The 14,254-nt window shown below is 70.2% G+C and carries 12 protein-coding genes; 4 read left to right on the top strand and 8 right to left on the bottom strand.

Annotation, left to right across the window (positions count from 1 at the left end):
• Positions 1-31 precede the first annotated feature (31 nt).
• Complete coding sequence (locus tag ACFY10_RS48335; protein WP_390671785.1) at positions 32-763, bottom strand: TetR/AcrR family transcriptional regulator; 732 nt, start codon at positions 761-763, stop codon at positions 32-34.
• 212 nt (positions 764-975) lie between these two features.
• Between ACFY10_RS48335 and ACFY10_RS48330 the strand changes: the two genes are divergently transcribed.
• Positions 976-2,799, top strand: a complete 1,824-nt coding sequence (locus tag ACFY10_RS48330; protein WP_390671784.1) for a glycoside hydrolase family 15 protein — start codon at positions 976-978, stop codon at positions 2,797-2,799.
• Here the strand turns inward: ACFY10_RS48330 and galE are convergent.
• From galE to iolC, 7 genes are all read right to left on the bottom strand, one after another.
• Positions 2,747-3,847, bottom strand: coding sequence for a UDP-glucose 4-epimerase GalE (gene galE / locus ACFY10_RS48325; RefSeq protein ID WP_390671783.1), 1,101 nt, complete (start codon positions 3,845-3,847; stop codon positions 2,747-2,749). The genes ACFY10_RS48330 and galE overlap by 53 nt on opposite strands.
• A gap of 95 nt (positions 3,848-3,942) precedes the next feature.
• Positions 3,943-4,728 (bottom strand): GntR family transcriptional regulator, encoded by a 786-nt coding sequence (locus ACFY10_RS48320; RefSeq protein WP_390671782.1) that lies wholly within the window; start codon positions 4,726-4,728, stop codon positions 3,943-3,945.
• 35 nt (positions 4,729-4,763) lie between these two features.
• Entirely contained in the window at positions 4,764-6,257 is a 1,494-nt protein-coding gene (locus ACFY10_RS48315; RefSeq protein ID WP_390671781.1) for a CoA-acylating methylmalonate-semialdehyde dehydrogenase, read from the bottom strand.
• 29 nt (positions 6,258-6,286) lie between these two features.
• The gene (gene iolD / locus ACFY10_RS48310; protein ID WP_390671780.1) at positions 6,287-8,164 is read right to left on the bottom strand and encodes a 3D-(3,5/4)-trihydroxycyclohexane-1,2-dione acylhydrolase (decyclizing); all 1,878 of its coding nucleotides are present in this window, start codon (positions 8,162-8,164) and stop codon (positions 6,287-6,289) included.
• Positions 8,164-9,054 carry a 5-deoxy-glucuronate isomerase gene (gene iolB, locus ACFY10_RS48305; RefSeq protein WP_390671779.1) on the bottom strand — a complete coding sequence of 297 codons (891 nt, stop codon included), beginning with the start codon at positions 9,052-9,054 and terminating at the stop codon, positions 8,164-8,166. The genes iolD and iolB overlap by 1 nt, the downstream gene beginning before the upstream one ends.
• 30 nt (positions 9,055-9,084) lie before the next feature.
• Complete coding sequence (locus ACFY10_RS48300) at positions 9,085-9,972, bottom strand: deoxyribose-phosphate aldolase (protein WP_390671778.1); 888 nt, start codon at positions 9,970-9,972, stop codon at positions 9,085-9,087.
• Between the two features lie 12 nt (positions 9,973-9,984).
• Positions 9,985-10,947: a 5-dehydro-2-deoxygluconokinase gene (gene iolC, locus ACFY10_RS48295; protein WP_390671777.1), complete on the bottom strand. Its 963-nt coding sequence runs from the start codon at positions 10,945-10,947 to the stop codon at positions 9,985-9,987.
• 294 nt (positions 10,948-11,241) lie between these two features.
• Here iolC and ACFY10_RS48290 point away from each other — a divergent pair, with 294 nt between their 5' ends.
• Genes ACFY10_RS48290 through ACFY10_RS48280 form a run of 3 tightly spaced genes read left to right on the top strand, consistent with a single transcriptional unit; the run spans position 11,242 to position 14,254 of the window.
• On the top strand, positions 11,242-12,261 hold the full coding sequence (locus ACFY10_RS48290; protein ID WP_390671776.1) for a sugar ABC transporter substrate-binding protein: 1,020 nt from the start codon (positions 11,242-11,244) through the stop codon (positions 12,259-12,261).
• On the top strand, positions 12,261-13,337 hold the full coding sequence (locus ACFY10_RS48285) for an ABC transporter permease (RefSeq protein ID WP_390671843.1): 1,077 nt from the start codon (positions 12,261-12,263) through the stop codon (positions 13,335-13,337). The genes ACFY10_RS48290 and ACFY10_RS48285 overlap by 1 nt, the downstream gene beginning before the upstream one ends.
• 5 nt (positions 13,338-13,342) lie before the next feature.
• A complete protein-coding gene (locus tag ACFY10_RS48280) occupies positions 13,343-14,254 on the top strand; it encodes an ATP-binding cassette domain-containing protein (protein ID WP_390671775.1) in 912 nt (303 codons plus the stop codon).

Genomic DNA, 14,254 nt, shown 5'->3' with positions numbered 1-14,254 from the left:
GAAGATGCATCGGGCGGGGCCTGCGCGGGTCCTACCTGCCGGCGGTCTCCCCGAACCGGTCGAGCAGCGCGTCCAGGCCGGCGGTCAGGCCCTCCGGCCCGCCCGGCTCGGTGAGGGCGGGGGCGGCCCTCCGGAGCCCGGGCAGCTCCTGGGGCGGCATGCGGTGCAGGCCGAGGCGGAAGGCCGGGTCCTGCTCGTCGGGGTTGTCCACCATCGGCCGCAGCTCCACGGACACATAGCCGAGCAGCCACGCGGTGAAGGCCCGGAAGACGGCGGCCGTACCGGCGTCGTCGAGGCCCGCCTCCCGGAGCAGGGCGATCACCCTCTCGTGGTCCTTCAGCACGGCGAGCGGGCGACGCGCGAGCGGGACGGCCAGCATGCGGGTGGTGAGCAGCGGGACCGCCTGCGGGTGGGCGAGGCAGACGTCGTACGTGGCCCGGGCGATGCGGTGGAGCTCGGCCCGCCAGGCGGGCGCAGTGTCCGTCGAGCCGGCTTCGGCGCCGACGGCCAGGCGCTCCTCCAGCTCGAGATACAGCGCTTCGACCAGGCCGTCGAGGAGAGCGTCCTTGCTCGCCGCATACCGGTAGAGCGCCATCGCCTCCACCCCGAGCTCCGCGCCCAGCCGGCGCATGCTCAGCGCGGAGAGGCCTTCGCGGTCCACCAGATCCAGGGCGGCGGCCAGCACGCGCTCACGGTTGAGCCTGCCGTAACGCCCGCGGTCGCTGGCACGACGTGCCGGGCCGGGTTCCGAGCCATTCGCCATTGCGCCTCTCCTCGCCGTGCGACCAGGACCTTCATCGTCAAACACCGTCCGTATACGACGTAAACACCGATGCTACTCGCAAGGGGAGGGCCTTCCGCCCTTTTCCGTGCCGTCGCCTTGGCCGCGTGTCCCTGAAGGGGGGCGGGGTTGACGTGGGGTGCCCGTGAGGCGAATATGTACGTATACGCCGTAAATATACGGTTTTGGTGATTATGAGTGCTCTCATCGAGGACTACGCCCTCATCAGTGACCTGGAGACCGCCGCCATGGTCGGCCGGGACGGCTCCGTCGACTGGCTGTGTCTGCCCCGATTCGACTCGCCGGCCTGTCTGGCCGCGCTGCTGGGCACGCCGGACAACGGATTCTGGCGGGTCGCCCCCGTCGGCAGCGGCCCCTGCACGCACCGCTCGTACCGGCCCGACGCACTGGTCCTGGACTCGCGGTGGGAGACCGCGACAGGGACCGTGCGGGTCACGGACTTCATGCCGCCGCGAGGCGGGCTGCCGTGTCTGGTCCGCGTCGTCGAGGGTTTGTCGGGTGCTGTGTCCATGCGCAGCGAGCTGCAGCTGCGCTTCCACCAGGGTCGGGTCGTGCCCTGGATCCGGGCCGTCGACCAGTGCGCGGTGGCGGTCGCCGGCCCGGACGCCGTCTGGCTGGGTGCCGACGGGATCGTGCGGGCGCTCGACGGCGTCGAGGCCACGGTCTACGACTTCACCGTCCCGGCCGGACGGCGGCTGGCGCTCACCCTGGTGTGGTCGCCCTCGCACCTGCCCGAACCGCCCACGCCGCTGAGCATCCCGGCCGAGACGCTGCTGAAGGAGACCGCCGACTTCTGGCGGAGCTGGACCGCCCAGTGCCACTACGAGGGCCCGTGGCGGGACGCCGTGATGCGATCCCTGATCACCCTGAAGGCCCTGACCTACGCCCCGACGGGCGGCATCGTCGCCGCACCGACGACCTCCCTGCCCGGATGCATCGGCGGCGAGCGCAACTGGGACTACCGCCACTGCTGGCTGCGCGATTCCACCTTCGCGCTGACCTGTCTGCTGCGCAGCGGCTACCGGGAGGAGGCGACGGCCTGGCTGGACTGGCTGGTGCGGGCCATCGCCGGAGCTCCCGCCGATCTGCAGACCGTGTACGGCGTCGGCGGGCAGCGCCTGCTGCCGGAGACCGAGGCGTCGTGGCTGCCCGGCTACGAGGGCTCGCGGCCCGTCCGGTTCGGCAACTCCGCGGCGAACCAGTTCCAGCTGGACGTCTACGGCGAGGTCCTGGATGCCTTCTGCCTGTCGCTGCGGGCCGGGATCCCCATGCCGGCCCACGTGTGGAATCTGGTCGAGGCGATGATGGGCTATCTGCAGCGGCACTGGCGGGAACCGGACCAGGGGCTGTGGCAAGTGCGGGGCCCCCGGCGGCAGTTCGTGCACTCCAAGGTCATGGTCTGGGTGGCCGCCGACCGCGCCCTGCGGATGGGGGAACTGCTCGGCCGCAACGGTTCCTCCGGGGAATGGCGCGCCATGCGGGACGAGGTGCACCGCCAGGTGTGCCGGCAGGGATGGGACGCCGGTCGGCGGTCCTTCGTGCAGTCCTACGGCTCGCCGGCCCTGGACGCCTCGGCGCTGCTGATGCCGCGGCTCGGCTTCCTGCCTGCCTCGGACGAGCGGGTGCGCGGCACCGTCCGCGCGATGCGGCGGCTGCACCACGGCGGCTTCGTACGACGGTACGCACCGGTCGCCGACGGCGTGCACGCCGTCGACGGTGTGCACGGTTCGGAGGGCACGTTCGTATCGTGCTCCCTCTGGTACGCCGACGCCCTTGCCGCCACCGGCCAGGTCGCAGAGGCCCGTGACGTGTTCGAGCGCGTGCTCGCCGTCCGCAACGACGTCGGTCTGCTCTCGGAGCAGTGGGATCCGGACGCGGGCCGCCAACTGGGCAACGCGCCCAAGGCCTTCAGCCACATCGCCCTGGTGGAGACGGCGTTCGCCCTCAGCCCTTCGGGCCCGGGCGCCGTGCGGAACCCGCGTAGCCGTGCGGGTTGAGCTGCTGGAACCGCCAGGCGTCCCGGCACATGTCGGAGAGGTCACGGGTGGGGCGCCAGCCCCAGGCGCGGGTGACGGCACTCGGGTCGGCGACGAGTGAGGCGACGTCTCCGGGGCGGCGGGGCACCATCTGGTACGGAACGGCTCGGCCGCACGTCTCGGAGAACACGGCAACCACGTCGAGGACCGAACTGCCCTGCCCCAGGCCGATGTTGTACACATGCATGCCCGGTTCGTCGGCGAGGTGATCGAGGGCGACGCGGTGCGCCTCGACGGTGTCCATGACGTGAATGTAGTCGCGGATCGCCGTGCCGTCGGGGGTCGGATAGTCCGCGCCGAAGATGCGCAGGCGCTCCCTGCGGCCGACGGCGACCTGGGCCACGTAGGGCATGAGGTTGTCGGGGACGTCCTGCGGGTCCTCGCCGAGCAGGCCGCTGGGGTGCGCGCCGGCCGGATTGAAGTAGCGCAGGCACAGCACGGTGTACTCGGGGCGGTGGCGGCAGACGTCGGCGAGGATCTGCTCGCAGAGCCACTTCGAGGCCGCGTAGGGATTGGTCGGCCTGGGCGGGGTGGCCTCGTCGAGCAGGCCGGGGCCCGCGTCGCCGTAGATCGAGCAGGAGGAGGAGAACACGAGCCGGTGCACTCCGTGCTCGTGCATCGTCCGCAGCAGTGCCGTGGTGCCGCCCACGTTGGTGTCGTAGTACTCGACCGGCCTCGCGACCGATCCGCTGACCGACTTGAGCGCGGCGAAGTGCATGACGGCGTCGACCGAGTGCCGGTCGAAGACGGCCGACAGGGCGCGCCGGTCCCGTAGGTCCAGTTCGTAGACGGCCCCGACGAACCGGCCCGCGATCCTCTCCACCCGGGCGAAGACGTGGGGCGTGCTGTTCGCGTAGTCGTCGACCACGATCACCTCGTAACCGTGGTCGAGGAGCTCGACACAGGCATGGCTGCCGATGAAGCCCGCCCCGCCGGTGACAAGGACGGTGGACGGGGCCCACGAGGACCCCGCCCCCGGGCGCGCATGCGCTCGCCGCTCCTTCTCCACGGTGCCTCACCGTACCTGAGGAGGGTAACGCCGTATGTTTACGACGTACATCTACGACTTTGCGCCCCTTGCCGTCCAGAGTCAAGCGGACGGGGTCATGGCCTGACCAGGAGCTGGAAGTCGAACGCATACCGCGACGCCCGGTAGATGTGCGTCCCGTACTCCACCGGCCGGCCGGTGTCGTCGTACGCGGTGCGCTGCATGGTCAGCAGGGCGGCACCCTCCTTCTCGTCGAGGCGTGCGGCCTCCTCGGCGGTGGCGGAGCGGGCGCCGATGGTCTGGCGGGCGCTGTGCAGGGTGATGCCGGCGGTGCGCATCATCCGGTACAGGCCGGTCGACTCCAGGCGGGCGGTGTCCAGGTCGAGGAGGGTCGCGGGCAGGAAGTTGCACAGCAGGGCGACTGGCTGGCCGTGGGTGAGGCGCAGCCGTTCCAGGACGATCACCTCGCTGCCCTCCGCGATGCCGAGCGCGGCCGCGACGTCGGGGGACGCCGGCTCGCGCTCGTTGCGCACCACCTGGGTGGTCGGGCCCTGCCCGGCCGACTCCAGGTCGTCGTAGAGGCTGGAGAGCTCCAGCGGGCGCTTGACCTGGCTGTGCACCACCTGCGTGCCGACCCCTCGGCGGCGCACCAGCAGCCCCTTGTCGACCAGGGACTGGATGGCCTGGCGGACCGTGGGTCTGGACAGGCCCAGGCGCGTGGAGAGGTCGATCTCGTTGCCCAGGAGGTTGCCCGGGGCGAGGACCCCGTGCTCGATCGCCGCCTCCAGCTGCTGGGCCAGCTGGTAGTAGAGCGGCACCGGACTGCCCCGGTCCAGGGCGAAGTCCAGGGATTCGAGCGCGGGGGCGTTCGCGGCACGGGTCGCGCCACGGGTCTTCGCCATGGACGTACCTCCCTCCGTAGAAGACTGACGAAGCGTCAGGAGTGGCTGGGGAAACCGAGGTTGATGCCCGCGTCGGCCGGGTCCGGCCAGCGCGTGGTGATCACCTTGCCCTGGGTGTAGAAGGCGATGCCGTCGTTGCCGTACACATGCAGGTCGCCGAAGAGGGAGTCCTTCCAGCCGCCGAAGGAGTGGTAGCCGACGGGCACCGGGATCGGCACGTTCACGCCGACCATGCCCGCCTTCACCTCCAGCTGGAAGCGGCGGGCGGCGCCGCCGTCCCGGGTGAAGATCGCGGTGCCGTTGCCCCAGCGGGAGTCGTTGATCAGCTTGATGGCCTCGTCGTACGACTCCGCGCGGACCACGACCAGCACCGGGCCGAAGATCTCGTCCTGGTACGCGTCCGCCGTCAGCGGCACCTTGTCCAGCAGCGATACGCCGAGGAAGAAGCCGTCCTCGTGGCCGCCCACCGTGTAGCCGGTGCCGTCCACCACGACCTGCGCGCCCTGCTCGGCGGCGCTCGCGACGTACGACGCCACCTTGTCGCGGTGCTCGCGGGTGATCAGCGGGCCCATCTCGGAGGACGGGTCGTTGCCGGGGCCGATCTTCAGGTTCTTCGCGCGCTCGGCGATCTTGCCGACCAGCTCGTCGCCCGTGTCGCCGACCGCCACGACCACGGACACGGCCATGCAGCGCTCGCCCGCCGAACCGTACGCCGCGTTGATCGCCTGGTCGGCCGCGAAGTCCAGGTCCGCGTCCGGCAGCACCAGCATGTGGTTCTTGGCGCCGCCCAGTGCCTGCACGCGCTTGCCGTGCTCGACCGCCTTGAGCTGGATGTACTTGGCGATCGGCGTCGAGCCGACGAAGGAGACCGCCTCGATGTCCGGGTGCTCCAGAATGCGGGCCACGGCGACCTTGTCGCCCTGCACGATGTTCAGGACGCCGTCCGGCAGGCCCGCCTCGGCGGCCAGCTCGGCCAGGCGGAAGGAGGCCGACGGGTCCTTCTCGCTCGGCTTCAGCACGAAGGTGTTGCCGCACGCGATCGCCAGCGGGAACATCCACATCGGCACCATCGCCGGGAAGTTGAACGGCGTGATGCCCGCGACCACGCCCAGTGGCTGGCGGATCGAGGCGACGTCCACGCGGGTGGAGACCTGCGTCGACAGCTCGCCCTTCAGCTGCACGCTGATCCCGCAGGCCAGCTCGACGATCTCCATGCCGCGCGCGACCTCGCCGAGCGCATCGGAGTGCACCTTGCCGTGCTCGGCGGTGATCAGCTCGGCGATCTCGTCGCGGTGGGCGTCCAGCAGCTCGCGGTACTTGAACAGGATCGCGGTGCGCCTGGCGAGGGAGGACGTGCCCCAGGTTTCGAAGGCGGCCTTCGCGGAGGCTACGGCGGCGTCCACCTCGTCGACGGTGGCGAATCCGACCTGCTTCTCCTGCGCGCCGGTGGCCGGGTTGTACACGGCGCCGTGGCGGCCGGAGGCGGACTCGACGGGCTTGCCGCCGATCCAGTGGGTGATGGTCTTCATGGTGCAAGGGCCTTTCGGGTACGGGGAGTTCAGAGGTGGCGGCGCTGGTCGGCGACCTGGCGGTCGTACTGCTCGCGGGCCTGTACGGCGGCCTCGCGGGAGGCGGTCTCCGCGACCGGCACGTCCCACCAGGCCTCGGCCGGGGGAGCGGTCGCGGTGGCGGTGTCGGTCTCGACGTAGACGCAGGTCGGGCGGTCCGAGGCGCGGGCCGCGGCGAGCGCCTCGCGCAGCTCGCGCACGGTCTTCGCGCGCAGGACCTCCATGCCGAGGCTGCCCGCGTTGGCGGCCAGGTCGACGGGGAGCGGGGCGCCGGAGAAGGTGCCGTCGGCGGTCCGGTAGCGGTAGGCGGTGCCGAAGCGCTCGCCGCCGACGTACTCGGAGAGGCCGCCGATGGAGGCGTAGCCGTGGTTCTGGATGAGCAGGAGGTTGACCGGCAGGCCCTCCTGGACGGCGGTGACGATCTCGGTCGGCATCATCAGGTAGGTGCCGTCGCCGACCAGGGACCAGACGGGGGTGTCGGGGCTGGCCTGCTGGACGCCGATGCCGGCCGGGATCTCGTAGCCCATGCAGGAGTAGCCGTACTCCAGGTGGTACTGGCGGGGGCTGCGCGCCCGCCACAGCTTGTGCAGGTCGCCGGGGAGCGAGCCGGCCGCGTTGATCACCACGTCTTCGTCGCCGACGACCGCGTCCAGGGCGCCGAGCACCTGGGTCTGCGTGGGGACGGCGTTCTCGTCGGCTGCGGTGAAAGCGGCGTCAACCACCTGCTCCCAGCGCTCCTTGCCCGCGCGGTACTCGGCCTCGTAAACCGAGTTCACACGATGGTCCGAGAGCGCCTCTGTCAACGCTGTGAGCCCCGCACGCGCATCGCACACGACCGTCCGCGCCGCCAGCTTGTGCGCGTCGAACGCCGCGATGTTGAGGTTGACGAACCGGACGTCCGGCTTCTGGAACAGCGTGTTGGAGGCCGTGGTGAAGTCCGTGTAGCGGGTGCCGACACCGATCACCAGGTCGGCCGTACGCGCGATGTCGTCGCAGACCGCCGTGCCGGTGTGGCCGATGCCGCCGAGGTCGGCGGGGTGGTCGTACCGCAGCGAGCCCTTGCCCGCCTGGGTCGAGGCGACCGGGATGCCGGTGGCCTCCACCAGCGCCTTGAGCGACTCCTCGGCCTTGCTGTGGTGGATGCCGCCGCCCGCGACGATCAGCGGGCGCTCGGCGGCCCGGATCGCCGCCACCGCCTCCGCCAGCTCGAACGGGTCGGGCGCGGGACGCCGTACGTGCCACACGCGCTCGGCGAAGAACTCCTCCGGCCAGTCGTACGCCTCGGCCTGCACGTCCTGGGGGAGGGCCAGGGTGACCGCGCCCGTCTCGGCGGGGTCCGCGAGCACTCGCATGGCGTTCAGGGCGGAGGGGATCAGGGCCTCGGGGCGGGTGATGCGGTCGAAGTAGCGGGAGACCGGGCGCAGGGTGTCGTTGACGGACACGTCGGCCTCGCTCGGGTGCTCCAGCTGCTGCAGCAGGGGGTCGGCGGCGCGGGTGGCGAAGTAGTCGCCGGGCAGGAGCAGGACCGGCAGGCGGTTGATCGTCGCCAGGGCGGCGCCGGTGACCAGGTTGGTGGCGCCGGGGCCGATGGACGTCGTCACGGCCTGCGCGGAGAGACGGTCGAGCTGGCGGGCGTAGCCGACGGCCGCATGCACCATGGACTGCTCGTTGCGGCCCTGGTGGTACGGCATCGCGTCCTCGCCCGCTTCCACCAGGGCCTGGCCGATCCCGGCAACGTTGCCATGACCGAAGATGCCCCAGGTGCCCGCGATCAGCCGGTGGCGCACGCCGTCGCGCTCGGTGTACTGGACGGACAGGAAACGCACCAGGGCCTGGGCGACGGTCAGGCGGCGGGTGGTGGTGCTCATCAGGACTTCTCCGGGGCCGTGTAGAGGGGGAGGCGGGGGTCGACCGGTTGGTCGGGCCAACTGTCGCGGACCCAGGCGTGATCGGGGTGGTCGCAGATCAGCCAGGCGCGCTCGGGCTCGGGGCCCGCCATGACGTTGAGGTAGTACATGTGGTGGCCGGGCACGGCCATGGACGGCCCGTGCCAGCCGTCAGGGATCAGCACGACGTCGCCGCCGCGCACCTCGGCCAGCACATCGGTGTTGCGGCCCTGCCCGGAGGGGGAGACGCGCTGGTAGCCGAGGCCCGGGGTGCCGTCGTGGTCGGCGAACTCGAAGTAGTAGACCTCTTCGAGGACGGACTCCTCGCCGGGCCGGTGCTCGTCGTGCTTGTGCGGCGGGAACGACGACCAGTTGCCGCCGGGCGTGATCACCTCGACCGCGATGAGCTTGTCGCACTCGAAGACCCCTGCCGCGCCGAAGTTGTTGACCTGGCGGGAGGAGTTCCCGGTGCCGCGCAGCTCCACCGGCACCGACGAGGCGGGCCCGTAGCGGGCGGGCAGGCGGCGGGTGCAGCGCGCGCCGGTGAGCGCGAACCGTCCGCCGCCGGCGGACGTGACCGTCGTACGGGCGTCCCTGGGCACGTACGCGAAGTCGCTGACACCGGTGAACACGCTGTCGCGGCCGGTGAGTTCGAAGGTGTCGTGGCCGAAGTCGTCGGCCGCCGCGACCGTGCAGCCGCCGCTCAGCGGCAGCACGATCCACTCGCTGTCGCCGGTGTCGAAGGTGTGCGTGCCGCCCGGCGGGAGCTCCAGGACGCGCAGGCTGGAGTAGCCCCAGCCGGCCTTGTCGGGCGTCACCTCGACGACGTACGGGCCGCCGAGGGCCTTGCCCGCGGGAAGGTGGTATGTCATATAGCACTCCTCCGAGTCACAACAAGAACGTCACAGCAGACCCACGGCCGTGTCGACCGCCGTTTCCACACTGCCCTCGGCCGGGTAGAGCAGCGACCGCCCGACGACCATGCCCTGCACGGTCGGCAGCCGGAGGGCCTTGCGCCAGCGCTCGTACGCCCCCTCTTGTTCCGCCGCGGACTCGCCCACCTCGCCGCCGAGCAGGACGGTCGGCAGCGTGGAGGTCTCCAGGACCTCGCCCATGTCGTCCGGGTCGTCGGTGACGGGGAGCTTCAGCCAGGTGTAGGCGGAGGTGCCGCCCAGGCCCGCGGCGATCGCGATGGACTTGGTGACGGCCTCGGCGGACAGGTCGTTGCTGACCCTGCCGTCGATCCGGCGGGAGATGAACGGCTCGACGAACAGCGGCAGCCGGTGTGCGGCCATGTCGTCGATCGCGCGCGCGGTGGACTCCAGCGTGGTCAGCGAGCCCGGGTCGTCGTAGTCGATACGGAGCAGCAGCTTGCCCGCGTCGAAGCGGAGCCGGGCGATGTCCTCGGCGCGGTGGCCGGTGAAGCGGTCGTCCATCTCGAAGACCGCGCCCGCCAGGCCTCCGCGGTTCATCGAACCCATGACGACCTTGTTCTCCAGCACCCCGAGCAGGAGGAGGTCCTCCAGGATGTCGGCGGTGGCCAGTACCCCGTCCACGCCCGGCCGGGACAGCGCGGTGCACAGGCGCTCCAGCAGATCGGCGCGGCCCGCCATGGCGAGCCGCCGGTCGCCGACGCCGAGGGCGCCGCGGGCCGGGTGGTCGGCGGCCACGATCATCAGGCGGCCGCTGTCGCCGATGAGCGGACGGCGGGTGCGCCGGGCGGCCGCCTCGGCGACGGCCTCGGGATGGCGGGCCCTGACCGAGACGAGGTCGGGGATGCTGATGGTCAAGGAAGGCTCCGTTCAGGGAGTGGCGCGCGCGAGGAGGTCGGCGACCTCGGCCTCGGTGGGCATCGCGGAGGAACAGGCGAGACGGGAGGCGACGAGGGCGCCGGCCGCGTTGGCGTACCGCATGATTTCGGCCAACTCCCAGCCGGACAGCAGCCCGTGGACGAGGGAGCCACCGAAGGCGTCGCCCGCGCCGAGACCGTTGGCCACCTCGACGGGCACCGGCGGGACCTCGGCGGTGGTGCCGTCGCGGTGCACCGCGAGGACGCCCTTGGGGCCCTGTTTGACGACCGCCAGCTCCACACCGGCCTCCAGCAGCGCCTCGGCGCAGGCCCGGGGCTCGCGGACGCCGGTGGCCACCTCGCACTCGTCGAGGTTGCCGACCGCGACCGTGACGTGCCGCAGGGCCTCTGTGTAGTACGGGCGGGCCTCGTCCGGGTGCTTCCAGAACATGGGGCGCCAGTCGAGGTCGAAGACCGTCGTACCCGCCTTGTCGCGCGCCTTGAGGGCGGCGAGCGTGGCGGAGCGGCTCGGCTCCTCGCTCAGGCCGGTGCCGGTGATCCAGAAGACCCGGCTCGCCCGGATGGCGAAGTAGTCCAGCTCCTCGGAATGTATCTCCAGGTCAGGGGCCTTAGGCTGCCGGTAGAAGTACAGAGGGAAGTCATCCGGAGGGAAGATCTCGCAGAAGGTCACCGGTGTCGGGTACGCGGCGACGGGCGCAACCCAGCGGTCGTCGACGCCGAACTCCTTCAGCGCCTCGTGCAGATAGGCGCCGAAGGGGTCGTCCCCGGTGCGGGTGATCACCGCGGTGTTCCGGCCGAGCCGGGCGGCGGCGACCGCCACGTTGGCGGCCGAACCACCGAGGAATTTGCCGAAGGTCTCGACCCGGGCCAGGGGTACCCCCGACTGCAAAGGGTAGAGATCGACCCCGATACGGCCCATAGTGATCAAGTCGAAGGACTGGTCTGACTCGGCCATGCGCGACGCTCCTCGATCCGGGCTGGGGGATGCGGGTCCCAGAGGGCCTGCCGCCTCCCAGGTGTAGGCCTCGGAGGGCGACGCTGTCAATAGTTTGTACTTACATTCGGACTAGCTCGTGAAATGATGTCTTAACAAAGTATTGACAGCGAGCGCGGCCAGGGGTTTGATCCCGTCCCAGGCCGACCGCCGCGTTTGCGGCAGACGACCCGGGCATGCCAAGATCCCGGGCCCTGGATCTTCGTGATCCCCCTCTCCCTTTCCCCCGCAACGCACAGTGAGGTGCCAGGAAAGATGGACCGCTCTTCTCACCCCCGCTCCCGCAGATTCGCCCCCGTCGTCGCGGTGGCTGCGGCGGCTGCCCTGACCCTCGCCGGCTGCTCCAGCAGCTCCGGGGGCAAGAAGTCCGAAGAGGGGGGAGCCAACGCCTCGGCGGGCAAGGCCACCACGCCTCGGATGACGGTCGCGCTGGTCACGCACCAGTCGCCCGGTGACACCTTCTGGGACATCGTCCGCAAGGGCGCCGAGGCCGCCGCGGCCAAGGACAACATCAAGCTGATCTACTCGGCCGACCCGAACGCGGGCAACCAGGCCACCCTGGTGCAGAACGCGATCGACCAGAAGGTCGACGGCATCGCGATCACCCTCGCCAAGCCGGACGCCATGAAGACCGTCGTCGGCAAGGCTACGTCGGCGAACATACCCGTGGTGGGCCTCAACTCCGGTGTGAGCGACTGGAAGAAGCTCGGCCTGATGGAGTTCTTCGGCCAGGACGAGAGCGTGGCCGGTGAGGCGTTCGGCAAGAAGCTGAACGACCTCGGCGCCAAGCACACCGTCTGTGTCGTCCAGGAACAGGGCAACGTCGGTCTCACCCAGCGCTGCGACGGTGTGAAGAAGACCTTCTCCGGCAAGACCGACGTCCTCTACGTCAACGGCACCGACATGCCGTCCGTGAAGTCGACGATCACCGCCAAGCTCAAGCAGGACTCCTCCATCGACTACGTCACCGCACTCGGCGCCCCGTACGCGCTGACCGCGGTGCAGTCGGTCTCGGACGCCGGCAGCAAGGCGAAGGTCGCCACCTTCGACCTCAACAAGGACCTGACGACCGCCATCAGCAAGGGCACGATCCAGTTCGCGGTGGACCAGCAGCCGTACCTCCAGGGCTACCTGGCCATCGACTCGCTGTGGCTCTACAAGAACAACGGCAACTACATGGGCGGCGGTGAGCAGCCGGTGCTGACCGGTCCTGCGTTCGTCGACAAGAGCAACGTCGAGGCCGTCTCCAAGTTCGCCGCGAAGGGCACTCGGTGATTGGTATGACCCAGCATGCTGAGCCGGCGGTGACCTCACCGCCGGCCTCCGGCCCCAAGCAGACCGACGGGCGCACAGCCGAACGGCCGCTGGTGGTCAGGCTGTTGGCCCGTCCGGAGGTCGGCGTCTTCCTCGGCGCCGTCGCTGTCTACGTGTTCTTCCTGATCTCGGCGCCGCCGGTGCGCGACGCGAGCTCGATGGCGAACATCCTCTACCAGTCCTCCACCCTCGGCATCGTGACCATCCCGGTCGCCCTGCTGATGATCGGCGGCGAGTTCGACCTGTCGGCCGGCGTCGGGGTGATCACCTCGGCGCTCACCGCGAGCATGATCAGCTACCAGCTCACGATGAACGTCTGGGTCGGTGTCATCGCCGCCCTGGTCGTCTCGCTGGCGATCGGCTTCTTCAACGGCTGGATGGTGGTCAAGACCGGACTGCCCAGCTTCCTGGTCACGTTGGGCACCTTCCTGATCCTGCAGGGCGTGAACCTCGCGGTGACCAAGCTGGTCACCGGCAACGTCGCCACCGACGACATCAGCAACATGGACGGCTTCGACCAGGCCAGGAAGGTCTTCGCGTCGTCCTTCGACATCGGCGGCGTGCAGGTGAAGATCACCGTGTTCTGGTGGCTGCTGTTCGCGGCGATCGCCACCTGGGTGCTGCTGCGCACCAAGTACGGCAACTGGACCTTCGCGGTGGGCGGCAACAAGGACAGCGCCCGGGCCGTCGGTGTGCCCGTCGCCTTCACCAAGATCTCGCTGTTCATGCTGGTCGGCTTCGGTGCCTGGTTCGTCGGCATGCACCAGCTGTTCTCCTTCAACACCGTGCAGTCCGGCGAGGGCGTCGGCATCGAGCTGATCTACATCTCCGGTGCGGTGATCGGCGGCTGCCTGCTGACCGGCGGCTACGGCTCGGCGATCGGCCCGGTCTTCGGCGCGTTCATGTTCGGCATGGTGCAGCAGGGCATCGTCTACGCCGGCTGGAACCCCGACTGGTTCAAGGCCTTCCTGGGCGTGATGCTGCTCGGCGCCGTCCTGATCAATCTGTGGGTCCAGCGCACCATGACCCGGAGGTGAATCCGATGACAGACAAGAACAGCGGAACTCACGGAGCGATCCTCCAGGACGCCGCCCCGGAGAAGGACGGCGTGATCGTCGAACTGCGCAACGCGGGCAAGGCCTACGGCAACATCCGCGCCCTGCACGGCGTGAGCCTGCAGGTCCGACCCAGCCAGGTCACCTGCGTGCTGGGCGACAACGGCGCCGGCAAGTCCACCCTGATCAAAATCATCTCCGGGCTGCACCAGCACACCGAGGGCGAGTTCCTCGTCGACGGCCAGGCAGTGCGCTTCACCACCCCGCGTGACGCCCTGGACAAGGGCATCGCCACCGTCTACCAGGACCTGGCGACCGTCCCGCTGATGCCGGTGTGGCGCAACTTCTTCCTCGGCTCCGAGATGACCAAGGGCCCCTGGCCCGTCCGCCGCCTCGACATCGAGAAGATGAAGAAGACCGCGGACGAGGAACTGCGCAACATGGGCATCGTCCTGGACAACCTGGAACAGCCCATCGGCACCCTGTCCGGCGGCCAGCGCCAGTGCGTGGCCATCGCCCGCGCCGTCTACTTCGGCGCCCGGGTCCTGATCCTGGACGAGCCCACCGCGGCGCTGGGTGTGAAGCAGTCCGGTGTGGTGCTGAAGTACATCGCCGCGGCCCGCGACCGCGGCCTGGGCGTCATCTTCATCACCCACAATCCGCACCACGCCTACATGGTGGGCGACCACTTCAGCGTGCTGCGCCTGGGCACCATGGAACTGTCCGCCGAGCGCGCCGACATCACCCTGGAGGAGCTGACCAACCACATGGCGGGCGGCGCCGAACTCGCCGCGCTCAAGCACGAGTTGTCCCAGGTACGCGGCGTCGACGTCGAGGAACTCCCCGAAGAGGCCGACCTCACCGTACCCGTGGCGAAGACCCCGGAAGGAACCTCCTGA

This window comes from Streptomyces sp. NPDC001401, from assembly GCF_042895385.1.
Classification (GTDB): domain Bacteria; phylum Actinomycetota; class Actinomycetes; order Streptomycetales; family Streptomycetaceae; genus Streptomyces.
The sequence above is the reverse complement of the archived record's forward strand: the minus strand, read 5'-3'. Positions and strand labels throughout refer to the sequence as shown.

What these genes read in the sequence shown, in the direction of transcription:
- ACFY10_RS48290 (WP_390671776.1), top strand. Translation starts at nt 11,242, where the DNA reads ATGGACCGCTCTTCTCACCCCCGCTCCCGCAGATTCGCCCCCGTCGTC.
- ACFY10_RS48335 (WP_390671785.1), bottom strand. Translation starts at nt 763, where the DNA reads ATGGCGAATGGCTCGGAACCCGGCCCGGCACGTCGTGCCAGCGACCGC.
- ACFY10_RS48315 (WP_390671781.1), bottom strand. Translation starts at nt 6,257, where the DNA reads ATGAAGACCATCACCCACTGGATCGGCGGCAAGCCCGTCGAGTCCGCC.
- iolB (WP_390671779.1), bottom strand. Translation starts at nt 9,054, where the DNA reads ATGACATACCACCTTCCCGCGGGCAAGGCCCTCGGCGGCCCGTACGTC.
- iolC (WP_390671777.1), bottom strand. Translation starts at nt 10,947, where the DNA reads ATGGCCGAGTCAGACCAGTCCTTCGACTTGATCACTATGGGCCGTATC.
- iolD (WP_390671780.1), bottom strand. Translation starts at nt 8,164, where the DNA reads ATGAGCACCACCACCCGCCGCCTGACCGTCGCCCAGGCCCTGGTGCGT.
- ACFY10_RS48330 (WP_390671784.1), top strand. Translation starts at nt 976, where the DNA reads ATGAGTGCTCTCATCGAGGACTACGCCCTCATCAGTGACCTGGAGACC.
- ACFY10_RS48280 (WP_390671775.1), top strand. Translation starts at nt 13,343, where the DNA reads ATGACAGACAAGAACAGCGGAACTCACGGAGCGATCCTCCAGGACGCC.
- ACFY10_RS48320 (WP_390671782.1), bottom strand. Translation starts at nt 4,728, where the DNA reads ATGGCGAAGACCCGTGGCGCGACCCGTGCCGCGAACGCCCCCGCGCTC.